Raw genomic sequence first — 20,864 nt, forward strand, 5'->3', positions numbered from 1 at the left:
GCGTTTGGAAGAATGATCCGATGACCTTCGTCCCACTCGACAATGTCGATCACCACGCGCTGACCGTCGCGGTGCGCGCCGGCGCCGAATTCGGCGACCACGCGAACCTGCTGCCGATCGTGCCGGCCGAATTCGAGGAGGCGCAGCGCGACCTGCCGATCGTCTTTCGCCGCGGCGGCGACGGGATCGCGGCCTTCGTGCTGCTCGGCTTCGATCGCGGCGAGAATTTGTTCGTCGCGGATGGGCAGTGGACGACCCGCTATGTGCCCGCGGTGCAGCGGCGCGGGCCGTTCGCGCTGGCGCGGTCGGCGACCGGCGAGGAGGCGATCGAGGTCGATCTCGACGATGCGCGGGTCGGGGCGGCGGACGGGTTGCCGCTGTTCCGCGATCATGGCGGCGACGCGCCGTATCTGGAGCATGTCACCGCGGCGTTGCGGCTGCTGCGCGACGGGCAGGCGAGCGCGGCCGCGATCCATGCCGATCTTGCGGCGGCGGGGCTGCTGCGCGACGTGACGCTGCGCATCGATCTGGGCGACGCCGGGGGATATGAACTGACCGACCTGCTGACGATCGATCAGGCGGCTCTGGCGGGATTGTCGGGCGCGGTGTTGGAGCGGCTGCACGGCAACGGCCTGTTGCGTGCGGCGACGATGGCGGCGGCGTCGCTGGGGAATATCGAGCGGCTGATCGAGTTGAAGACGCTGCGGGTGGCGGGGTGAGCGCGGCGATCACCGACGTGCGCGCGCGCGAGATCGCGGCGGACGATCCGGCGGCGCGCGACCTTCCCGCGCTGGTCGCGGGCGGGCAGCCGGTGGTGGTGCGCGGGCTGGCCGCGGACTGGCCGCTGGTGGTGGCGGGGCAGGCGGGGCCGAAGGTGGCGGTCGATTACCTGCTGCGCTTCTACGGCGGGCGACCGGGGGCGGGCTATACCGCGGCGGCGGACCGGGGCGGGCGGTATTTCTACGACGAGACGCTGACGCGGCTCGATTTCGCGGCGGAGCGGGTCGCCCTCGACGATTACCTGGCACGGATGCTGGCGTCGCTGGAGGAGGTGGGCGCGCCGTCCTTCTACATCGGCTCGACCGACCTCGACCAATTCTTCCCCGGCATGACCGGCGAAAACCCGCTGCCGCACGCCGATGTTGCGCGCGTGCTGCGCAGCATCTGGATCGGGACACGGACGATCGCGTCGGCGCATTACGACATGTCGAACAACATCGCGGTATGCGCGGTCGGGCGGCGGCGGTTCACGTTGTTCCCGCCCGAACAGGTGGCGAACCTCTATCCGGGGCCACTGGAGCCGACACCGGGCGGGCAGGTGGTGTCGCTGGTCGATTTCCGCGCGCCGGACCCGACGCGCTACCCGGATTTCCCGAAGGCGGTGGCGGCGGCGCAGGTGGCGGAGCTGGGGCCGGGCGACGCGGTGGTCTATCCGGCGCTCTGGTGGCACCATGTCGAGGCGCTCGATCCGTTCAACGTGCTGGTGAACTATTGGTGGAACGACGCGCCCGCGTTCATGGACACGCCGATGAACACGCTGCTCCACGCGCTGCTGAGCCTGCGCGACCGCCCGGCGGCGGAGAAGGCGTCGTGGCGGGCGCTGTTCGATTACTACGTGTTCGACGACGCCGGCCGCGCCGCGGCGCATTTGCCGGAGGCCGCGCGCGGGCCGCTCGCCCCGCTCGACGATATCGCGGCGCGGCGATTGCGCGCTGACTTGCTGAGGAAGCTGAACCGATGACACGCGTACGGCGGGTGGTGATTGCCGGCGGCGGGACCGCGGGCTGGCTGGCGGCGGCGATCCTGACCAAGCAGGTCGGCGCGATGGTGGAAGTCACGCTGGTCGAATCGGAGGAAATCGGCACGGTCGGCGTCGGCGAATCGACGATCCCGACGGTGCGCGCCTTCCATGCGCTGCTGGGGATCGACGAGCGCGAGTTCGTGCGCGCGACCGGCGCCAGCTTCAAGCTGGGGATATCCTTCGAAGGCTGGTCGCGCGAGGCGGAGCGCTACATGCACTCTTTCGGCAAGCTGGGCCATTCGACGTGGATGGCGGACTTCCACCATTTCTGGCTGGAGGGCCGCGCGCAGGGCGTCGCCGACGAGCTCGGCGCCTATTGCGTCGAGCATGAGGCGGCACGCGGCGAGCGATTCGCGGGCGGGCAGGATGCCGCGCTGAACTATGCGTATCATTTCGATGCCGGGCGCTATGCGCGCTATCTGCGCGAACGCTGCGAGGCGGACGGCCTGACGCGCGTCGAGGGCAAGATCGCGCGGGTCGAGCGCGACGGCGAGAGCGGCGACATCGCGGCGCTGATCATGGAGGATGGCGCGCGCGTCGAGGGCGACCTGTTCCTGGATTGCACCGGTTTTCGCGCGCTGCTGATCGGCGACGCGCTCGGGGTCGGATACGAGGACTGGCGCGAGTGGCTGCCGACCGACCGGGCGATCGCGGTGCAGACGACCGCGACGGGGCCGGCGGTGCCCTATACGCGCGCGATCGCGCATGACGCAGGGTGGCAGTGGCGCATCCCGCTCCAGCATCGGCTGGGCAACGGAATCGTCTATGCCAGCGATTACCTGAGTGAGGACGAAGCGCGGGCGCGGCTGCTGTCGACGGTTACCGGCGAGACGCTGATCGAGCCGCGCACGATCCGCTTCCGCACCGGGCGACGGGTGAAGGCGTGGGAGCGCAATTGCGTGGCGCTGAGCCTGGCGGGCGGGTTCGTCGAACCGCTGGAGTCGACCAGCATCCACCTGATCATGATCGCACTGACGCGATTGTTGCAGCTGTTTCCGTTCGACGGGGTCAGCGAGGCGGCGGCGGCGCGCTTCAACGACATGGCGCAGCGCGAGGTCGAGGGGGTGCGCGACTTCATCATCCTGCACTACACGCTCAACCAGCGCGACGAGCCGTTCTGGCGACGGATGCGCGACATGCCGCTACCCGATTCGCTGGCGACGCGGATCGCGCTGTTCCGCGAGAGCGCGCAGGCGTTCCAGGCGAGCGACGAACTGTTCACGGTGACGTCGTGGGTGCAGGTGATGCTGGGGCAGCGATTGATGCCGGACACGCACAACCGGCTGGCGCGGATGATGCCGCCCGGGCGATTGCAGCAGACGCTGGGACAGCTCGCCGGGCAGGTGGCGGGCGCCGTGCGCGGATTGCCCGTGCATCAGGCCTATCTGGACCGGATGTAACGCGCCGTCGCCGCGCCGATCTTCAGCGCGGGCGGGTCCAGAGCCGGTGATCGCGCGGCGTGTCGGGGAGCGATTGCCGGCGCGCCGCCTGCACCGCGGCGCGCGCGATCCAGCCGAGCTTCGCGGCCTTCGACGTGGTGACGCGGTGGTCCCACGCGCGTTCGCCGCGCGCGGCAACGGCACGGGCGATGTCGCCGTAGATGCCGGCCGCGGCGAGCACCGCCCACGCCGAGCGGAACGACAGCGCCTTGGTGCCGATCGCCGCGCTGTCCTCGTGCAGTTGCGCGCGCGTGGCGAGCCGGCGCGCAAGCACCGCGAGCCGCGGGCGAAACGGCGGCTTCATGTGCTGGCCGGGCGGCATGTCCATCTCGGCAAGCCACTCGTCGGGCAGGTAGCAGCGCGCGACGCGGTCATCCTCGTCGATGTCGCGCGCGATATTGGCGAGCTGGAAGGCGAGGCCGAGGTCACAGGCACGGTCGAGCGTCGCGTCGTCGTCGGGCGACACCCCCATCACTACCGCCATCAGGCAGCCGACGGCACCGGCGACATGGTAGCAATAACGATAGAGGTCGTTTTCGCTGCGCGGGCGCCAGTCGTCGGCATCGAGCTGGAAACCGTCGATCACGTCGTGGACGAAGCGGCGCGGCAGCCCGGTCTCCCGCGCGACGACGCCCAGCGCGTCGAAGGCGGGCTCGCCGGTGGCTTGCCCGTCGAGCGCCATGTCACTGAGTGCGCGGACCCTGTCGACCTGCGCCTGCGCGTCGGTGACGATCGTGCGGTCGTGGCCGTGATCCTGCCCGTCGACCAGATCGTCGCAGGCGCGGCACCAGGCGTACAGCAGCCACGCACGCTCGCGCACGACCGGGGCGAACAGTTTCGAGGCGGCGGCGAAGCTCTTCGACCCGCGCGCGATCGAGGCGCGGGCGCTTTCGACCAGCGCCGCGCGCGTTTCGATCACCGGATGCGCTCCCTAAAGATCCGACGCGGCCATGCGCACGATCGGCTGCGTCGGAACATGTGCGGCCATGCGGTCGAGCAGCCCATCGAGCGTCGCGTCGACGATCAGCAGCTCGCGGTGCTGCGCGCGCAGGAAGCCGACCTCGCCCATCTTCTCCCAGAAGGCGACGATCGCGTCGTAATAGCCACGCGCATTGAGCAACCCCACCGGATCGGCGTGATAGCCGAGTTGCGCCCAGCTGAGCGCTTCCCACAATTCGTCCATCGTGCCGGTGCCGCCGGGCAGGGTGACGAAGCCGTCGGCGAGGTCGGTGAACAGCTGCTTGCGCTGGTGCATCCCCGTCACAACGTGCAACTCGGCGAGGCCGCGATGTGCGACTTCCGCGTCGACCAGCGCCTGCGGGATCACGCCGATCACCTCGCCGCCCGCCGCCAGCGCCGCATCGGCGATCGCGCCCATCAGCCCCAGCCGCCCGCCGCCATAGACGACGCCGATCCCGCGGGTGGCGAGCGCATGCCCGACCTCCCGTGCCAGATCGACGTAGAAGGGGTCGGCGGGCGTGGCGGAGCCGCAGTAGATGGCGAGGCGCTTCATACGCTGGGCGCTACGGGATCGCGGGAGGCAGGGCAACCGTATCGGCCGTACGCCGCGACGTTGATCGGGGCCGACGCCTCTCGTCGTCGTGAGCGCAGCAAAGCGACCCCCGATCGGACCAGGACGCGCTGAATCGCTTCGCTACGCCCGCCATGACGGATCGGTTCGACCGCTCCGTGCGGTGGCTACGCATCGTGCAGTGACAGCGCACCTGCGCGATCGATCGACGACGCAGGCAACCGTATCGGCTGCGTCATGCGATGTTGATCGGGGCTGACCCCGCCGCGCGTGATGGCGAGCGCAGCAAAGCAATAACGGGTTCGACCGGGACGCTCTGGATTGCTTCGCTACGCTCGCCATGACGGATGGGTTCGACCATGCCGTGCGGAGCCCAAGCCTGCTGCAGTGGCAGGACACCTGCGTGACCGATCGCCTCCGTAACGGCCTTCGCTCTTGCCGCCATTCGCCGGGCAGCGCGCGTTCGCGATCCGCGGGATGCTATTGCCGTTGCGAAATCCTCCTGCGGAGGTCCCACCACCAGAGCCGTGATTGGCACGGGAGTCGCCCGATCAAGCCCGCCAGTGACGGCAAACGTCGACGGCCGGCGTACGTCGATCCGGCGACGATCACGCCAGCGGCGGGACGGTCCAGTCGATCGTGCCGCGGCCATGCGCTTCGAGGAAGGCGTTGGCCTTGCTGAAATGACCCGAGCCGAACCAGCCCTTGTACGCCGACAGCGGCGAGGGGTGGGGAGCGGTGAGGATCAGATGTCGCCCGTGCGGATCGGCGGCGCGGATCAGCGGGATCTTTGCCTGCGCGTGGCTGCCCCAGAGCATGAACACGGTCGGCGTCGCACGCGTCGCGACCGCGCGGATGATGGCGTCGGTCAACTGTTCCCAGCCACGCCCGCGGTGAGCGGCGGCGCGGCCTTCCGCAACGGTCAGCACGGTATTGAGCAGTAGCACCCCCTGCCGCGCCCATGATTCGAGGAAGCCGTGCGTGGGCGGGGCGATGCCGCAGTCGCTGGCGAGTTCGCGGTAGATGTTGGCGAGGCTGGGCGGGGGCTTCACGCCCGGGCGGACCGAGAAGCACAGGCCATGCGCCTGACCGGCGCCGTGATAGGGATCCTGCCCGAGGATCACGACCCGCACGTCGGCGAGCGGGGTGAGTTCGAGCGCGCGGAAGCGGTCGGCGGCCGGCGGGAAGATGCGTGCGCCCCCGGCTTCCTCAGCAGTGAGGAAACGCTGGAGCGCGCCCATCGTGTCGCTGGCCAGCGCGGCGGCGAGCGCCGCGCGCCAGCCCGGGTCGACCGGTGCGGTGAGGGCGTCGGTCATTGCGTCGGGTGGCGCATGAAGCCGGCGAGCGGTTCGAACGTCGCGGCGTCCGTCACCGCGACGTTCGCGACGCGCGCGGCGGGCGGGCCGTGCCGGGCGGCGGTCGCGAGCTGGTCCAGGATGTCGGACGCGCCCTCGACTAGTGCCTCGACGCTGCCGTCGCTGCGGTTGCGGACCCAGCCCGCGACGTCGTGTGCGCGCGCCTGCGCGACGAACCAGTCGCGATAGCCGACGCCCTGCACGCGGCCGGTGATGGTGAAGTGGCGGCGCGTCATCCGTCGCGGCGATGTTCGAGCAGCCACGGCCGCGGGCGACCGGTCGGTTTCGGCGTGCCGTCGAGCCGGATCGCGCGGGTGACGACCACCGGGCGGAGCATCAGCGTACCGTTCATCTGCTGCCCGGTCGGCTCGGCGAGGATGCGCTTGACCGTCTTCTGCCCGGCAACGACGCGGCCGAAGGCGGCATAACCCGGATCGCGCGGGCTCCAGTCCATGTACGCGGCCGGACCGACCGTGATGAAGAAGTTGCCGTTCGCCGATCCCGGCGGGCCCTTGCGCGCCATCGAGATCGTCATGTTCAGATGGCGGATACCGGTCTTCTTCGTGGATTCGTGCGGGATCATGTCGAGGAAGCGGCGCGCGTCGGTGCGGATGCCCGACTGGATGAAGCCGGTGCCGGGCAGCTTCCTGCTTCGCGCGGTACGATAGAAACTGACCCCGTCGAAGCGGCCGTCATCGACGTAGCGCATGAAATTGTCGGTAGTGGCCGGCGCGTGGCGGCGGTCGAGCGCGAGGACGATCGGGCCGTCCGCGGTCTCCAGCCGGACGCGGACCCAGCCGGGCACGGCCCGATCGGCGCGTTGCGCGGCGGCCGGGAGCGGGGCGAGGGCGAGCAGGGCGAGGAGCAGGCGGGGGAGGCGCATGAGCAGCGATGTACGGATCGCCTGCGACGATCGCAACGCCGTCAGATCCCCGGCCACTTGAGCCCGGCGGGCAGCGCGTCAGCGGCATAGTCGACCTGCGACACGCGGCGGCGGCGATGGCCATGCGCCGCGGCGGACGCGTGGAGGATAGCGGTGGCATAGCACCAGATGTCGCCCGCCGCGGCGACGCAACGGATCGTGCCGCAGCGTGCGACGGTGGCGCGACCGCCTCCCCCCCCCCCCCCCCCGGCGATCGGCCCAGCCGGGGCGATCAGCAGGGGCGCATCGTCGTCGGGCATGTCGTCCAGGTGCACGCGCAGCGTCAGCATTGCGGCGGTGACGGCGAAGGGCGGCTCGACATGGACGATTCCCTGCTTGATCGACCGTAGCCGGCGACGTCGACGCGCGCGTACCGCGATGGCCCGATCCTGATGCCAGCCAGGCGCCCAGTTCGTCGCGGCGCGCTTGTCGAACAGGACGGCGCGGACCGGGCGCGCGCGGGTGCCGAGGCGGCGGACGGCGACGGCATGATCGGCCCGGCGGCGAGCAGGCCGGGGAGGGCGGGATTATGCAAGAGCGTCGCCCTGCGTCGATCCATCATCGTCATGACGAACGTTGCGCCACGCTCCAGCGCGTGCGGGGCGGGCGCTTGATTGGTTCGCGATGCTCACAGGGGGGCGGGGCAGTGACGCGGGCGTGACGCTCGCTCGGGTGCGGAACCGGCGGGCAGCATCGCTTCGCGGCTGCCCGCCGTCCGTCGTTACAGCTTCCCGGTCAGTTCCGGGATGATCTTGAACAGGTCGCCGACCAGTCCGAGGTCGGCGACCTGGAAGATCGGCGCGTCCTCGTCCTTGTTGATCGCGATGATCGTCTTGCTGTCCTTCATGCCCGCAAGATGCTGGATCGCGCCCGAAATGCCGACCGCGACATAGACCTCCGGGGCGACGATCTTGCCGGTCTGCCCGACCTGATAATCGTTGGGGACATAGCCCGCGTCGACGGCGGCGCGGCTGGCGCCGACGCCCGCGCCCAGCTTGTCGGCGAGCGGCTCGATCAGTTCGTGGAACTTCTCGCCCGAGCCGAGCGCGCGTCCGCCGGACACGATGATCCTGGCGCTGGTCAGTTCCGGGCGCGTGGACGCGGCGATTTCCTGGTTGACGAAGGTGGCGAGGCCGGTGTCGCCGGTCGCGGCAACCGCCTCGATGGTTCCCGAACCGCCCTCGGCGGCCGCCTTCTCGAACGCCGTGCCGCGGACGGTGATGACCTTCTTGGCGTCCGATGTACGGACGGTGGCGATCGCGTTGCCGGCGTAGATCGGGCGCGTGAACGTGTCCTCGCCCTCCACCGACAGGATGTCGCTGATCTGCATGACGTCGAGCAGCGCGGCGACCCGCGGGGCGACCGCCTTGCCGGTGGTGGTCGCCGGCACGACGAACGCATCGTGGTGGCCCATCAGTTCGACCACCAGCGGCGCGACGTTCTCGGCCAGCGCATGCGCATAGGCGGCGTCGTCCGCGACATGGACCTTGCCGACGCCGGCGATCTTCGCCGCCGCATCCGCGACGCCGCCGACGTTCTGCCCGGCGACGAGCAGGTGTACCTCGCCCAGCTTCGCCGCGGCGGTGACCGCGGAGAGTGTGGCGCTTTTGACGGCCGAACCGTCGTGTTCGACCCAAACCAGAGTCTTCATGTCCGTTCTCCCGCCGCTTACTTCGCGATGCCCATCGACTTCAGCTTGTCGACGAGCGCATCCACGTCCGCCACCTTGATGCCGGCCTGGCGCTTGGCCGGTTCGGCGACGCTGATCGTGGTCAGCCGCGGCGTGACGTCGACGCCGAGATCGGCGGCGGTCCTGGTCGCCAGCGGCTTTGACTTGGCCTTCATGATGTTGGGCAGGCTGGCGTAGCGCGGTTCGTTGAGGCGCAGGTCGGTAGTGACGATCGCCGGGAGCTTGAACGTGTCCGTCTCCAGGCCGCCATCGACTTCGCGCGTCACGGTGACGACGTCGCCGCCCAGCTCGACCTTCGACGCGAACGTGCCCTGGCCCCAGCCGAGCAGCCCCGCGAGCATCTGCCCGGTCTGGTTGTTGTCGTCGTCGATCGCCTGCTTGCCGAGGATCACCAGCTGCGGCTGTTCCTCCTCGACGATCTTCGCAAGCAGCTTGGCGACGCCCAGCGGCTCGACCTTGGTGTCCGACGTGACGAGGATCGCGCGATCGGCGCCCATCGCCAGCGCGGTGCGCAGCGTGTCCTGCGCCTTGAGCTCGCCGATCGAAACGACGACGATCTCGGTGACCGCACCCTTTTCCTTCAGGCGGATGGCTTCCTCGACCGCAATCTCGTCGAAGGGGTTCATGCTCATCTTGACGTTGGCCAGGTCGACGCCCGAACCGTCCGCTTTCACGCGGGGCTTCACGTTGTAGTCAAGCACGCGCTTGACCGGCACCAAGACCTTCATCGAGGCTCCTTCCGGGGATCGTTCTTTACAGACATTCTCGGCGCGAGATGTGGCGGTTCGGCGCGGGTTTCGCAAGTCGGGTACGGTCCCGCGGCGATGTCGTAGCGTCAGCGCGCATGAAAACGGGCCGGGACGCCGATGCGCCCGGCCCGTTTCGACAAATCACCGATTCGGGAAGAGGTCAGGCGACCTTCTTCACCTCCGCGACGATCTTCTGCGCGGCATCGCCCAGGTCGTTGGCCGGAACGATCGCGAGACCGGAGTTCGAGAGGATCTCCTTGCCCTTCTCGACATTCGTGCCCTCAAGACGGACGACCAGCGGCACCGAGAGGTTCACTTCCTTCGCCGCGGCGACGATGCCCTCGGCGATGATGTCGCACTTCATGATCCCGCCGAAGATGTTGACGAGGATGCCCTTCACGTTCGGGTCGGCGAGGATGATCTTGAACGCCGCGGTCACCTTCTCGGTGGTCGCGCCGCCGCCGACGTCGAGGAAGTTGGCGGGGAACATGCCGTTCAGCTTGATGATGTCCATCGTCGCCATGGCGAGGCCGGCACCGTTGACCATGCAGCCGATGTCGCCGTCCAGCTTGATATAGGCCAGGTCGTACTTGGACGCCTCCAGCTCAGCCGGATCCTCCTCGGTCTCGTCGCGCAGCTCGGCGAGATCCTTGTGGCGGAACATCGCGTTGCCGTCGAAGCCGACCTTGGCGTCGAGCACCATCAGCTTGCCATCGTCGGTGACGGCCAGCGGGTTGATCTCGATCTGCGAGGCGTCGGTGCCGACGAACGCGTCATAGACCTTGCCGGCCAGGCTCTGCGCCTGCTTGGCGAGGTCGCCGGTCAGGCCCAGCGCATTGGCGACGGCGCGGCCGTGGTGCGGCTGGAAGCCCGTGGCGGGATCGACCGCGAAGGTGTGGATCTTCTCCGGCGTGTCGTGCGCGACGGTTTCGATGTCCATCCCGCCTTCGGTGGAGACGACGAACGCGACGCGACCGGTGGCGCGATCGACGAGCAGCGCGAGGTAGAATTCCTTCGCGATGTCGACGCCATCGGTCACGTACAGGCGGTTCACCTGCTTGCCGGCGTCACCGGTCTGGATCGTCACCAGCGTGTTGCCGAGCATCTCGGTCGCGGCGTGGCGCACTTCTTCCTCGGTCCTGGCGAGACGGACGCCACCCTTGCTGCCCTCGGGCAGCTCGGTGAACTTGCCCTTGCCGCGGCCGCCGGCATGGATTTGCGCCTTGACGACGTAGAGCGGCCCCGGGAGCTTCTTCGACGCCTCGACGGCCTCCTCCACGGTCATGGCGGCATGACCGGCGGGCACGGCGACGCCGAACTTCGCGAGCAGTTCCTTGGCCTGATATTCGTGGATGTTCACGGGGCTCTCCCAGGTGCAGCGATAAAATCGCGCCAGCCTAGAGCACAATGGTGCAAGCGAATCCACCCTTTATCGTCCAGCATCTGCGAAGCAAGTGCAATAAGCGGAAGAAGTTGCCAGAACGTTCCCGCTGCGCCATGCCGGAGACGTGATACGGCTTCCGCATCCGGCGCTGCACGCCAGCCATTCCGGCATCTGGGTGGCGGAAGGCGACGCGACGCGTGCCTTGTCGCGCGGCGAGGCGATCCGGCTGGCGGCCGACACGCCGGTGATCCTGTTGAACGCGCCGCTGATCGGACAACGGCTCGGCTATGCCGAGCTGTCCGGCCTCGACCTGCTCGAACTGTTCGCGTTCCTGCACCCGGCGCGGTTCATGGTGCCGACCCCGAAGGGTGTGGCAGATGCGTGCGGGCTGCCGGTTCCCACGCGTGACGACGAGATCGCCGCGTTCCTGCGTGCGGCGGCCGAGCGGATGCTGGCGGTAACGGACGGCGCCTGGGTCGAGCGCGAAGGGGCGTGGACCGCGGCGCAGTCGCTCACCCGCGCGCGTTGGGCATGGGCGCCGATGGTGGCGGCGCGCATCCCCAAGCCGCAGCAGAACGAACGCTGGCTGTTCTCGCGCCTGCCCGAATGGGAGGAGGTCGCGCCACGCCCGGCGCCGCGCAGCGTGACGCTGGAGGATCGCGCGGTGCTCGAGCGCCTCGACCGGCTGACCGGACAGGGTGCGGAAACGCGCGTGGGGCAGCGTGCCTATGCCGCCGCCGCCAGCACCGCCTTTGCCCCGCGCGCGGCGCGCGACACGCCCAACCTGGTGCTGGCGGAGGCGGGGACCGGGATCGGAAAGACGCTCGGCTATCTCGCGCCGGCCAGCCTGTGGGCGGAGCAGGCGGGCGGGGCGGTGTGGGTGTCGACCTATACCAAGGCGCTGCAACGGCAACTGGGGCACGAGACACGGCGGCTCCACCCCGATCGCGCGGTCCGCAAGGCAAAGGTCGTGACGCGGAAAGGGCGCGAGAATTACCTGTGCCTGCTCAACCTGGAGGACGCGCTGCAGGGCGGGTTCGCGGGGCGCGCGGCGATCCTGGCGCATCTGGTCGCGCGCTGGGCGGCGTATACCGACGATGGCGACATGATCGGCGGCGACCTGCCGGGATGGCTGGTGGCGCTGTTCCGCCGCAACGGGACGACCGCGCTGACCGACCGGCGCGGCGAGTGCGTGTATGCCGGCTGCCCGCATTACCGGAAATGCTTCATCGAGCGCGCGGCGCGTGCGTCCGCGGAAGCGGATCTGGTGATCGCCAACCACGCGTTGGTGATGGTCAATGCCGCGCGTGGGCGCGAACTGGCGACACGCCCGACCCGCTACGTCTTTGACGAAGGACATCATCTGTTCGATGCGGCCGACGCGATGTTCGGCACGGTCCTGTCCGGTGCGGAGACGATCGAGTTGCGGCGCTGGATCATCGGGCCGGAGGGGACGGCGCGCGGACGACGGCGCGGGTTGCAGGCGCGACTGTCCGATGTCGCCAGTTACGACGAACAGGGCGGACGCGCGGTCGGCGAGATCGTGACAGCGGCGCAGGCACTGGCATCGGACGGATGGCTGGCGCGGGTTGCGGAGGGGCAACCGTTCGGCGCGGTCGAGGCGCTGCTGGGGGCGGTGCGCGGGCTGGCCTATGCCCGCGCCGAGGAACGCGGCGCGGACGCCGGCTACGGGCTGGAAACCGAACTGGCCGAGCCGTCGCCCGAGTTGATCGAAGCCGCGGCGCCCGCTGCGCACGCGCTCGACGCGCTGGTGCGGCCGATGGTGGCACTGGGCAAGCGGCTGGAGGCGGTGCTGGCGGAGGGGCCGGACTGGCTGGACGGCGCAGCGCGCGCGCGGGTGGAAGGGGCGATCGCCTCGCTCGGCTGGCGCGCGGAGACGGTGGCGTCGTGGCTGGCGTTGCTGGCACGCGTCGGTGGGCCGGCGGACCCGCGCTTCGTCGACTGGCTGGCGGTCGACCGGGTCGAAGGGCGCGAATACGATATCGGGCTGCACCGGCGCTGGCTCGACCCGACGCTGCCCTTCGCCGAGACGGTGCTGAAGGGGGCGCACGGCGCGCTGGTGACCTCGGCGACATTGACCGCGGGCGGCGACTGGGACACCGCCGAGGCGCGGGTCGGAGCGCCGCACCTGCCACGTGCCGCCGGGCGCTTCCAGGCGGCGAGTCCGTTCGATTACGCAGCGCGCGCCGAAGTGGTGATCGTCACCGATGTGAAGCGCGGCGACATCCCCGCGCTTGCCAACGCGTATGCGCGGCTGGTCGAGGCGAGCGCCGGGGGGGCGCTGGGGTTGTTCACCGCGATCCGGCGGTTGCGCGCCGTCCATGCGCGGGTCGCAGACCGGCTGGCACGCGCCGGGCTGCCGCTGCACGCGCAGCACGTCGATCCGGTGGATACGGGCACGCTGGTCGACATCTTCCGCGACGATCCGCACGCCAGCCTGTTCGGCACCGATGCGCTGCGCGACGGCGTCGACGTACCCGGCCATTCGCTGCGGCTGGTGGTGATGGAGGGGGTGCCATGGCCGAAGCCGACCGTGCTTCACGGCGCGCGGCGGCTGGCCGGCGGCGGCAGCGCCTATGACGACCGGATCGTGCGCGCGCGGCTGGCGCAGGCGTTCGGGCGGCTGATCCGGCGCGAGAGCGACGCAGGGCTGTTCGTGCTGCTGTCCGCGGCGATGCCGTCGCGCTTGCTCGATGCGTTCCCGCCGGGTGTGCCGGTGACGCGCGTGCCGCTGGACGAGGCGGTGGAAAGAGTAAGGCGGCGGCTATCCACAAGCGGTGACATCGGGCATGACGCGCGCCTCGACGCCTGACGGAGAACCTCGCGCGTGAAGACGCTGACGCTGTTGCGCCACGCCAAGTCGGGCTGGGACGATCCGGTGGCGCGCGACTTCGATCGCCCGCTGAACCCGAAGGGGCGCCGCGCCGCGGCGACGATGGGGCGGCATCTGCGCGAGCTTGGCTTGCAGTTCGATCGCGTGATCGCTTCGCCCGCGGTGCGCGTCGAAGAGACGGTGGCGGAGATCGAGCACGGGCTGGGGCGCGCGCTCTCCCCCGAGTGGGACCGTCGGCTGTACCTCGCCTCCGCCGCGACGTTGCTCGATCTGGTGCACGAATTGGGCGGGGCGTCCGCCTCGATCCTGCTGATCGGGCACAATCCCGGGCTGGAGGACCTTACGCTGTTGCTGGTGTCCGATCAGGCGGGCGGGCTGCGCGAGGCGGCCGAGGAGAAATATCCCACCGCAACACTCGCCGAGCTGACGTTCGACACGGACGACTGGCAGGACGTCGCGGCCGGGCGCGGGTTGCTGCGCCGGTTCGTGCGGCCGCGCGATGTCGATCCAACGCTGGGGCCGGATTCGAATTGACCCGGATCGCTGCCGGGCGAGCAGCGGCGTTTGTTCGTCACGCTCGATCGTGCCGGGCGGGCGTGCGGTGAGCGTGTCGAAGATAGCGGCGGTGCGGCCTGCACTATCAATGCCGTGTACCGCGCGACGCCCCGTCGACCGCGCTTCGCTCTACGTGGCGGGCGCCTGACGGGCGCCGCACACGACATTGGCAGGCTTCGCGGCGCGGATCGTGCATTGCGGCCGTCCGGCGATCGATACCTGCGCGTCCGGGCCGGCGGTGACCTGCGCGGCCGTGCGGGCGGCGGCGCGGACGATGATGTCGCCCATCGCCTGAACCGCGATCCGGTCCGATGCGACGCCCGCCACGTCGATGGTGCCGGGACCGTTGCCCGTCACCCGCACCTCAGCCGCGCGCCCGGCGGCGGTAATCGTACCGTCGCCGACCAAAGTCGCGGCGAAGCTGTCGGCGTCGACACGCGCGATCGTGATCGTGCCCGTGCCAGCGACAGATGCGCTCGCCCGGCTGCCGCGCAGCGCGTCGAGTGTGACAGTCGCCGGGACGAACAGCGCGATCGACTCGACGCGCGGGGTAAAGATCGTGACGTGGCCGATCGGCGCGGATGCACGCGGCGCGCGGATCGTCAGCGTATTGCCGTCCACGCGAACGTCGAGCGTGTCGAGCGCGGCGCGCCCCGGCCCGGTTGCGCGCACGCCGGTGCCGGCCCCTGTGGTGATGCGCACGTCAATCGGCGCCTCGATCCGGATACGTTCGACGCTGCCGACCGGCCACCGGCGCTCGGCGGCGTGCGCCGGTACCGCAAGCGTCGCGAGCAGCGGGATCAGCCGCCGCAGCGTACGTCGCCCGAGCCGGCCTTGCGAACGGTGCAGCGCGCCTCCGCGCCGAGGTCGACATCGCCCGAGCCGCTTGCCGACACCGTCGCGTCGCCGCGGACAGTGACCCGGATATCGCCCGAGCCCGCCGACTGGACGTGCGCGGTGCGCGCGATCAGTTGCGCGGCGGCGACGTCGCCCGATCCGGTCGCGTCGATCGCGAGCTGTCGCGCTTCACCCCGGGCGGCGAGCCCGCCCGAGCCGACGATCGAGAGGCGGAGCCGATCGACCGCGACCTGCGCGAGCGTCAGGTCTCCCGATCCGGTGAGGCGCGCATCGAACGACGCGCCGCGCACCTGGTCCACGCGCAAATCGCCCGAACCGTCGAGCGCGGCCGCGGTAAGCGCGGGCGCCGTGACATGGATGCGCGCGTCACCATCGCCGGACGACCAGCTGCGGGAGATCGTCAACTGCCTGCCGTTCTTGCTGATCTTCAGCTTGTCGAGGATTTTCGGATCGCCCTCGGCGCGTATCGAGAAGGCTCCCCCGACGCGGACGTCGACATCGTCGCTGCCCGCGAGGCGGACCGCGTCGAAGTCACGGACGTCATAGCTGCGGGAGCTGCCGGTACCGTTCGGCGCGTTCCCCGACTTGCCATCGTCGCCGTTGTTGCCGCACGCCACCAGCGGCAGCAGCGCCGCGAGAACCATCGTCCGCATCACCCGTCTCCCTTGTGTGTTGCGATGCTAATACACGCCTGCGGCCGGCACAAACGAAAAAAGGGCGACCGTCGCCGGCCGCCCTTTCCGCACGCAACAGGGTCAGGCGACCGCGTCAGGCGGGCACCTTGTCCTTGTTGTAGATCGCTGCGGCCTTGCGCAGGATATCGAGGATCTTCTCCTGCGCCGCCGGCTCGTCGATCTGCTCCATCGCGGCCAGCTCGCGGGCGAGGCGGCTGCACGCCCCCTCGAAGATCTGGCGCTCGGAATAGCTCTGCTCGGGCTGGTCGTCGGCGCGGAACAGGTCGCGGACCACTTCGGCGATCGACGCGAGGTCGCCCGAATTGATCTTCGCCTCATATTCCTGCGCGCGACGCGACCACATCGTGCGCTTCACCTTGGGCTTGCCCTTGAGCGTCTCCATCGCCTCGCGCATCGTCTTGTCCGACGACAGCTTCCGCATGCCCACCGATTCGGCCTTGTTGGTCGGCACGCGAAGCGTCATGCGCTCCTTCTCGAACCGCAGGACATAAAGCTCCAGCTGCATGCCGGCGATTTCCTGTTTCTGCAGCTCGATGACGCGCCCGACGCCGTGCTTGGGATAGACGACATAGTCGCCGACATCGAAATGCAGAGCCTTGGCAGCCATAGGTGGCCTTTCCAATGTTGTGGCCCCAACAGGCGCGACCCGTGACGCGAGCACCGCGAAACGACAATCAGGCTGGGGCGATAAGGTTTGGACGTCTCCGGCGAACGCTGACGAAGCGCCCGTGCCGGACGTATATAAACGCTTTGCAACAAAATTTCCAGCCTGTTTAGGGCAGGGGCGCTGACGAAGCGGAACTTTCTTACAATCGGGACGTGTCGTGACGCGCCAGCCAGCCGCGCAGGATGCCGACGGTCTCGACCGGGCGGTCCGACAGAGTGCCGTGCGCCGCGCCTGGAATGACTGCGACTTCGGCACCGCCCGGCACGCGCGCGGCGAAGCCGGCGGCGGTGACGGGGCGCGCCTCGTCATACTGGCCGACCATGAACAACGTGCGGGCGCCGTCGAGCCGGGCGAGCAGCGGCGTGCCGTCGTAATCGCGGAGCGTGCCGGTCGCGACGAACTCGCTCTTCCCCCACATCGTCTCGTAAAGTCGTTGATTGAAGCCGCGATTCCCGATCACGCGCGCGGCATCGCGCAGCGCGGCCGGGGCGTCCTCGCGGCGATTGTAGTGGCGGTAGAAAACGTCCGTAGCACGGTCGCAGGCCGCGGCGGGCGGCGGCGTGTCCCCTTCGCAGGCGACCAGCGTGTCGCGCGCATCGGCCGGGAGCGCGGCGCGCAGCGCGGCGGCATCGGCGAGCCACGCGCCGGTCGCGATCAGCGGGCCGCCGAGCACGACGCCGGCGAGTGCGGCCGGCCGGCGCGCGGCATATTCGAGCGCGATCGTACCGCCCCAGCTGAGGCCGCAAACGTGCCAGTGCGGGACATTCAGCCCGACACGGACCGCCTCCAGCTCGTCGACGAAGCGCGCGACGCGCCAATTGGCCGGCGCCTGCGGCCACTCCGAGCGACCGCTGTCGAGCTGGTCGTAGAGGATCACGGCGCGTTCGTCAGCGAGTGCCAGCGCGTCGAGCAGCGACGTGTGCGTGCCGCCAGGCCCGCCATGGATCAGCACGAGCGGCGCGCGCGGCCCGCGCAGGTCGCCGTTGACGCGGACATAGACGCGCCCGCCCGGTACCGGCAGCATCGCCTCGCGCGTCGGACGCGGATAGCTGGCGTCTCGCGCGAACGCCGGTCGCGCGAGCAGCCCCGCCGCGCCCGCGGCAAGGAGCGCGCGGCGCGACAGGTGCATCGGCGTCAGTCGCCCTTGCCGGGCTCGGCCGAGAAGAACTTGTCGTACTTGCCCTCCACGCCCTTCATCTCGTCGGCGTCGGGCGGCGTCTGATCCAGCTTGCGCGTGACGTTGGGCCATTGCGCCGAGAAGGTATTGTTGAGCTCAAGCCATTGTTCCAGCCCGCTTTCAGTGTCGGGCAGGATCGCTTCGGCGGGGCATTCCGGCTCGCACACGCCGCAGTCGATGCATTCCGACGGGTTGATGACGAGCATGTTATCGCCCTCGTAGAAGCAGTCGACCGGACATACTTCCACGCAGTCCATGTACTTGCAGCGGATGCAGGCGTCGGTGACGACATAGGTCATGGTCGGCTATTCCTTACTTCTCGGGCGCCGCTTTCGCGCCGGTCGTCGCGCGCGTCAACGCTTCTGGCGTAGAAAGCGGCGCGGCCAGTGCCAGTTCCTGATAGCATTCCTGCGCTTCGGGCGCGGCACCGCGACGAACGGGCAGCGCTTCGACGCGCAGCACGCGCACGCGGCCGCCGTGAAAGAAGGTGAGGATGTTGCCGACCCGCACCGGTGCATGCGCGCGGTCGATCGCGCGTCCGTCGAGCCGCAGGTGGCCGTTGCTGGCGAGCGCCTGCGCCACGTCACGCGTCTTGGCGAGTCGCGCGAACCACAGGAAACGGTCGAGCCGCATCGTGTCGGCGCCGCTCATCGCCCGACCAGCCCGGCAAGCGCGGCGAAGGCATTGCCGGGATCAGGCGCGATCGCCTTGGCGCGTGCGCGCCCGCGCCACACATAGTGCGGCGCTGCGTCCGGGACAGTCACGGGGCGGAAGCCGAGCTCCGCCATCAGCCGCGCGACCGTCGCCGGCTCCAGCCCGATCGAGACGGCGAGCGCGGGATCGGGGGCGAAGGGCGCGCGGCCGCTCGTCCCGCGCGCATCGTGCGCGGCACGGGCGACGCGTTCGACCAGGTCGATGCGCACCGCCTGCCCGCCGAGCGCGCGATATCCCATCAGCGGCACCGCGCCCGGCGCGCCGCGCGGCAGCGTCGTGGCGCCCGGCCGCGGTAGCGGGAGCGGTGGCGTGCCATCGGCGGCGAGCAGCGCGCGCCGCCAGCCTTGCGCGGCGGGCTTGAGCAGTCGCGCATCGAACAGGTCGAGCGCGCCGATTGTGATCCGCTGCTGCCGCAACCAGTGGCGTTGGCCCGGCGAAAGCGATTCGATCGCGTCCCGGAGCGGCAGGCGTTCCGCAAATCCGGCACCGGCCTCCATCGCGCCGGCGATGCTGCGCAATGCGGGGCCGGCGTCGGCAGCACGGCTCGCGGTCGCCAGCGCGGCGACCGCTGGCAGGGTGCGCGCGATCGTGTCGGCGGTCCAGCGCCGCAACCGCTCGATCACGCGCGTCCGCAGCGCCGCGTCGAGACAGTCGAGCGCGTCGTCGAGCACGACCTGCGGACGCGCGAGCGAGGTGCCGCGCGCGAGCCGCGCGACCGCCAGCCCGTCGACCGCGATCGCGCCGTCCTCGCTAAGCGCGAGTCGCGCATCGTCGCTGGCGATCAGCGCCTCGGCACGGCGGCGGCGCTCACCGGCGAGGCGCTTCTCGGCGGTGGCGAGCAGCAGCCGCTTGTCACTGGCGCGCGCGTCGGGCGCGACCACGAAGCGGAAGCCGTCGAGCCGGCCGATCGTGTGCGTGTCGATCGTCACCTCGCCCTGCGCGTCGATCTCGACCGGCAATGCGCCGACTCCACCGCCGATCTTGCGGGCGAGCGCCGTGGTCCGCTTGTCGACGAACCGCTGCGTCAGTCCGGCATGGAGCGCGTCCGACAGCCGCTCCTCGATCTCCAGCGTCCGCGCCGCCCATGTCTGCGGATCGGCGAGCCAGTCGGGGCGCTGCGCGATATAGGCCCAGCTGCGGATCGCGGCGATGCGCCCGGCGATCGTCTCGACATCGCCCTCGATGCGGTCGAGCCGCGCGACCTCGTCGGCGAACCATTGGTGCGGGATGTGGCCGTGCGACAGATAGCCGAACACGCGCCCGACGAAGCGCGCGTGCGGGTCCAGCCCGAGCTTGGCGAAATCGGGGATGCCGCATGCCGCCCACAGCCGCGCGACGTTGCCACCGCGTGCGCGGTCGCGAACGCCGGCCTCTTCGGCGAGCCGTTTCAGGATCTTGAGGTCGAGCGCCTCGGGTGCGGCCCGCAGCCGGTCGCCGTCGGGTCGCTCCGACAGACTGGCCACCAGCGCATCGATGCTCGACAGGTCGGGGCTGCCGTTCCGCCAATAGAGCCAGTCGAGCTTCGGAAAGCGATGCCCCTCGATCGCGGCGACCTCCTCGGGCTCGAACGCATCCGGGCCTTCCTCGGTAAGGGCGCCGAACGTGCCGTCGCGCTGGTGGCGACCGGCGCGGCCCGCGATCTGCGCCATCTCCGCCACCCGCAAGCGGCGGCGCTGCTGCCCGTCGAACTTGTGTAGCCCGGCAAAGGCGACATGTCCGACGTCGAGGTTCAGCCCCATGCCGATCGCGTCGGTGGCGACGAGATAGTCGACCTCGCCCGCCTGGAACATCGCGACCTGCGCGTTGCGGGTGCGCGGGGAGAGCGCCCCCATCACCACCGCCGCGCCGCCGCGCAACCGCCGCAGCATCTCCGCGGTGGCGTAGACCTCCTCGGCGGAGAAGGCGACGATCGCCGAACGCCGCGGCAGGCGCGACAGCTTCCTGGCGCCGACGTAACTGAGCGTCGAGAAGCGCGGACGCTCGACGATCTCGATGCCGGGCACCAGCGCGCGCAGCACCGGACGCAGCGAATCGGAACCCAGGATCATCGTCTCTTCGCGGCCGCGCGCCCGCAGGATCCGGTCGGTGAAGACATGCCCACGTTCACGGTCGCTGCCGAGTTGCGCCTCGTCCAGCGCGACGAACGCGACGTCGCGCTGCATGGGCATGCTCTCGGCCGTGCACAGGAACCAGCGCGCGTCCTTCGGAACGATCCGCTCCTCGCCGGTGATCAGCGCCACGCGATCCGCGCCCTTGATCGCGACGACGCGGTCATAGACCTCGCGCGCCAGCAGCCGCAGCGGAAAGCCGATCATCCCACTGGAATGCGCGCACATCCGTTCGATCGCGAGATGCGTCTTCCCGGTGTTGGTCGGCCCCAGCACGGCCGTAACGCGGGGTCGGTCGATAGCCACCATGACTCGCCCTACATCGGGGCGCGAAGGCGTGGTTGCAATCGTCGCATATCAAGCGC

Annotated in this window: 21 protein-coding genes; 5 read left to right on the forward strand and 16 right to left on the reverse strand. The window is 70.1% G+C overall.

Features of this window, described 5'->3' with window-relative positions:
- The first annotated feature begins 20 nt into the window (after positions 1-20).
- From SPHPHY_RS0100490 to SPHPHY_RS0100500, 3 genes are read left to right on the forward strand one after another with little or no spacing between them, the layout of a single operon-like run.
- Positions 21-719 (forward strand): SapC family protein, encoded by a 699-nt coding sequence (locus SPHPHY_RS0100490; protein ID WP_022684756.1) that lies wholly within the window; start codon positions 21-23, stop codon positions 717-719.
- On the forward strand, positions 716-1,741 hold the full coding sequence (locus tag SPHPHY_RS0100495) for a cupin-like domain-containing protein (RefSeq protein WP_022684757.1): 1,026 nt from the start codon (positions 716-718) through the stop codon (positions 1,739-1,741). The genes SPHPHY_RS0100490 and SPHPHY_RS0100495 overlap by 4 nt, the downstream gene beginning before the upstream one ends.
- Positions 1,738-3,201, forward strand: a complete 1,464-nt coding sequence (locus SPHPHY_RS0100500; protein ID WP_022684758.1) for a tryptophan halogenase family protein — start codon at positions 1,738-1,740, stop codon at positions 3,199-3,201. The genes SPHPHY_RS0100495 and SPHPHY_RS0100500 overlap by 4 nt, the downstream gene beginning before the upstream one ends.
- A gap of 22 nt (positions 3,202-3,223) precedes the next feature.
- Here the strand turns inward: SPHPHY_RS0100500 and SPHPHY_RS0100505 are convergent, their stop codons facing one another.
- From SPHPHY_RS0100505 to sucC, 9 genes are all read right to left on the reverse strand, one after another.
- Positions 3,224-4,159, reverse strand: coding sequence for a phytoene/squalene synthase family protein (locus tag SPHPHY_RS0100505; protein ID WP_022684759.1), 936 nt, complete (start codon positions 4,157-4,159; stop codon positions 3,224-3,226).
- Between the two features lie 12 nt (positions 4,160-4,171).
- The gene (locus SPHPHY_RS0100510; protein ID WP_022684760.1) at positions 4,172-4,753 is read right to left on the reverse strand and encodes a TIGR00730 family Rossman fold protein; all 582 of its coding nucleotides are present in this window, start codon (positions 4,751-4,753) and stop codon (positions 4,172-4,174) included.
- A gap of 626 nt (positions 4,754-5,379) precedes the next feature.
- A complete protein-coding gene (ung, locus tag SPHPHY_RS0100515) occupies positions 5,380-6,087 on the reverse strand; it encodes a uracil-DNA glycosylase (RefSeq protein WP_022684761.1) in 708 nt (235 codons plus the stop codon).
- Positions 6,084-6,362 carry an acylphosphatase gene (locus SPHPHY_RS0100520; RefSeq protein WP_022684762.1) on the reverse strand — a complete coding sequence of 93 codons (279 nt, stop codon included), beginning with the start codon at positions 6,360-6,362 and terminating at the stop codon, positions 6,084-6,086. Before SPHPHY_RS0100520 ends, ung begins: the two co-directional genes overlap by 4 nt.
- Positions 6,359-7,009, reverse strand: a complete 651-nt coding sequence (locus SPHPHY_RS0100525; RefSeq protein ID WP_028056327.1) for a peptidylprolyl isomerase — start codon at positions 7,007-7,009, stop codon at positions 6,359-6,361. Before SPHPHY_RS0100525 ends, SPHPHY_RS0100520 begins: the two co-directional genes overlap by 4 nt.
- Before the next feature lie 41 nt (positions 7,010-7,050).
- Positions 7,051-7,338, reverse strand: coding sequence for a hypothetical protein (locus tag SPHPHY_RS18720; RefSeq protein ID WP_022684764.1), 288 nt, complete (start codon positions 7,336-7,338; stop codon positions 7,051-7,053).
- Positions 7,339-7,769: 431 nt separating this feature from the next.
- Positions 7,770-8,699 (reverse strand): electron transfer flavoprotein subunit alpha/FixB family protein, encoded by a 930-nt coding sequence (locus SPHPHY_RS0100535; protein ID WP_022684765.1) that lies wholly within the window; start codon positions 8,697-8,699, stop codon positions 7,770-7,772.
- Between the two features lie 17 nt (positions 8,700-8,716).
- Complete coding sequence (locus tag SPHPHY_RS0100540; RefSeq protein WP_022684766.1) at positions 8,717-9,466, reverse strand: electron transfer flavoprotein subunit beta/FixA family protein; 750 nt, start codon at positions 9,464-9,466, stop codon at positions 8,717-8,719.
- Between the two features lie 181 nt (positions 9,467-9,647).
- Positions 9,648-10,847 (reverse strand): ADP-forming succinate--CoA ligase subunit beta, encoded by a 1,200-nt coding sequence (sucC, locus tag SPHPHY_RS0100545; protein WP_022684767.1) that lies wholly within the window; start codon positions 10,845-10,847, stop codon positions 9,648-9,650.
- 148 nt (positions 10,848-10,995) lie between these two features.
- Here sucC and SPHPHY_RS0100550 point away from each other — a divergent pair, with 148 nt between their 5' ends.
- A complete protein-coding gene (locus tag SPHPHY_RS0100550; RefSeq protein WP_022684768.1) occupies positions 10,996-13,704 on the forward strand; it encodes an ATP-dependent DNA helicase in 2,709 nt (902 codons plus the stop codon).
- Positions 13,705-13,719: 15 nt separating this feature from the next.
- Complete coding sequence (locus SPHPHY_RS0100555; protein ID WP_022684769.1) at positions 13,720-14,259, forward strand: SixA phosphatase family protein; 540 nt, start codon at positions 13,720-13,722, stop codon at positions 14,257-14,259.
- A gap of 150 nt (positions 14,260-14,409) precedes the next feature.
- Here SPHPHY_RS0100555 and SPHPHY_RS0100560 read toward each other — a convergent pair whose 3' ends face one another.
- From SPHPHY_RS0100560 to SPHPHY_RS0100590, 7 genes are all read right to left on the reverse strand, one after another.
- The gene (locus tag SPHPHY_RS0100560) at positions 14,410-15,129 is read right to left on the reverse strand and encodes a GIN domain-containing protein (RefSeq protein WP_081645181.1); all 720 of its coding nucleotides are present in this window, start codon (positions 15,127-15,129) and stop codon (positions 14,410-14,412) included.
- Entirely contained in the window at positions 15,081-15,791 is a 711-nt protein-coding gene (locus SPHPHY_RS0100565) for a head GIN domain-containing protein (RefSeq protein WP_022684771.1), read from the reverse strand. The genes SPHPHY_RS0100560 and SPHPHY_RS0100565 overlap by 49 nt, the downstream gene beginning before the upstream one ends.
- Before the next feature lie 115 nt (positions 15,792-15,906).
- Positions 15,907-16,440 carry a CarD family transcriptional regulator gene (locus tag SPHPHY_RS0100570; protein WP_022684772.1) on the reverse strand — a complete coding sequence of 178 codons (534 nt, stop codon included), beginning with the start codon at positions 16,438-16,440 and terminating at the stop codon, positions 15,907-15,909.
- 199 nt (positions 16,441-16,639) lie between these two features.
- Positions 16,640-17,629 (reverse strand): alpha/beta fold hydrolase, encoded by a 990-nt coding sequence (locus tag SPHPHY_RS0100575; RefSeq protein ID WP_022684773.1) that lies wholly within the window; start codon positions 17,627-17,629, stop codon positions 16,640-16,642.
- Between the two features lie 5 nt (positions 17,630-17,634).
- Positions 17,635-17,976 carry a ferredoxin FdxA gene (gene fdxA / locus SPHPHY_RS0100580; RefSeq protein WP_022684774.1) on the reverse strand — a complete coding sequence of 114 codons (342 nt, stop codon included), beginning with the start codon at positions 17,974-17,976 and terminating at the stop codon, positions 17,635-17,637.
- A 13-nt stretch (positions 17,977-17,989) separates the two neighbouring features.
- Positions 17,990-18,310 (reverse strand): RNA-binding S4 domain-containing protein, encoded by a 321-nt coding sequence (locus SPHPHY_RS18725; protein WP_419554960.1) that lies wholly within the window; start codon positions 18,308-18,310, stop codon positions 17,990-17,992.
- A gap of 14 nt (positions 18,311-18,324) precedes the next feature.
- A complete protein-coding gene (locus SPHPHY_RS0100590) occupies positions 18,325-20,808 on the reverse strand; it encodes a helicase-related protein (RefSeq protein ID WP_022684776.1) in 2,484 nt (827 codons plus the stop codon).
- Between the last annotated feature and the right edge of the window lie 56 nt (positions 20,809-20,864).

This window comes from Sphingomonas phyllosphaerae 5.2 (genome assembly GCF_000419605.1).
GTDB classification, from domain to species: domain Bacteria; phylum Pseudomonadota; class Alphaproteobacteria; order Sphingomonadales; family Sphingomonadaceae; genus Sphingomonas; species Sphingomonas phyllosphaerae_B.

Coding starts and splice junctions, on each gene's coding strand:
- SPHPHY_RS0100525 (WP_028056327.1), bottom strand. CDS start 7,009: ATGCGCCTCCCCCGCCTGCTCCTCGCCCTGCTCGCCCTCGCCCCGCTC.
- fdxA (WP_022684774.1), bottom strand. CDS start 17,976: ATGACCTATGTCGTCACCGACGCCTGCATCCGCTGCAAGTACATGGAC.
- SPHPHY_RS0100540 (WP_022684766.1), bottom strand. CDS start 9,466: ATGAAGGTCTTGGTGCCGGTCAAGCGCGTGCTTGACTACAACGTGAAG.
- SPHPHY_RS18725 (WP_419554960.1), bottom strand. CDS start 18,310: ATGCGGCTCGACCGTTTCCTGTGGTTCGCGCGACTCGCCAAGACGCGT.
- SPHPHY_RS0100490 (WP_022684756.1), top strand. CDS start 21: ATGACCTTCGTCCCACTCGACAATGTCGATCACCACGCGCTGACCGTC.
- SPHPHY_RS0100535 (WP_022684765.1), bottom strand. CDS start 8,699: ATGAAGACTCTGGTTTGGGTCGAACACGACGGTTCGGCCGTCAAAAGC.
- ung (WP_022684761.1), bottom strand. CDS start 6,087: ATGACCGACGCCCTCACCGCACCGGTCGACCCGGGCTGGCGCGCGGCG.
- SPHPHY_RS0100565 (WP_022684771.1), bottom strand. CDS start 15,791: ATGCGGACGATGGTTCTCGCGGCGCTGCTGCCGCTGGTGGCGTGCGGC.
- SPHPHY_RS0100510 (WP_022684760.1), bottom strand. CDS start 4,753: ATGAAGCGCCTCGCCATCTACTGCGGCTCCGCCACGCCCGCCGACCCC.
- SPHPHY_RS18720 (WP_022684764.1), bottom strand. CDS start 7,338: ATGCTGACGCTGCGCGTGCACCTGGACGACATGCCCGACGACGATGCG.
- SPHPHY_RS0100500 (WP_022684758.1), top strand. CDS start 1,738: ATGACACGCGTACGGCGGGTGGTGATTGCCGGCGGCGGGACCGCGGGC.
- SPHPHY_RS0100575 (WP_022684773.1), bottom strand. CDS start 17,629: ATGCACCTGTCGCGCCGCGCGCTCCTTGCCGCGGGCGCGGCGGGGCTG.
- SPHPHY_RS0100590 (WP_022684776.1), bottom strand. CDS start 20,808: ATGGTGGCTATCGACCGACCCCGCGTTACGGCCGTGCTGGGGCCGACC.
- SPHPHY_RS0100520 (WP_022684762.1), bottom strand. CDS start 6,362: ATGACGCGCCGCCACTTCACCATCACCGGCCGCGTGCAGGGCGTCGGC.
- SPHPHY_RS0100570 (WP_022684772.1), bottom strand. CDS start 16,440: ATGGCTGCCAAGGCTCTGCATTTCGATGTCGGCGACTATGTCGTCTAT.